Raw genomic sequence first — 423 nt, forward strand, 5'->3', positions numbered from 1 at the left:
GCCCAATCCCGGCGGCAACAACGGCCTGCCCGGCGGCGGCGATCCCTACGCGCCGCCCGGCGCCGGCGGCCCGGGCCTGCCCGCCACGCCCGACGGCGTCGCCCAGCCCAACGCGCCCCTGCTCAATCCCGACAACCCGGCCAGCCGCCTGCTGCAGGGCCAGTCGCCGAACGCGAACGCCGGCAACACCGCCTACACCAACCCGTTCAACGCCAACGCGGCGACCCAGTACCCGCCGCCGACCCTGTCCGAACGCGCGCTCGCCAACGCGCCGCAGTTCGCGCTCGCCGACCGGCCGGCGCTGAACTACGGCGTGGCGCCGGCCGCCGGCAACGCCCAGGGCGCCGTGGTGCAGGGCCAAGGCCTGCCGCAGACCGCCTCCGGCGCGCTGCCGGCGAGCGTCGGCAACAGCGCCGCCGCGGC

At 78.3% G+C, this 423-nt stretch carries 1 protein-coding gene; it reads left to right on the forward strand.

Going from position 1 to position 423, the window contains the following annotated elements; genetic code table 11:
* The coding region (locus A7A76_RS21525; RefSeq protein WP_206413225.1) for a hypothetical protein at nt 1-423 on the forward strand (423 nt) is incomplete at both ends.

Origin of the sequence: Lysobacter enzymogenes, assembly GCF_017168095.1 — a bacterium.
In the GTDB taxonomy this organism is placed as follows: domain Bacteria; phylum Pseudomonadota; class Gammaproteobacteria; order Xanthomonadales; family Xanthomonadaceae; genus Lysobacter; species Lysobacter enzymogenes_D.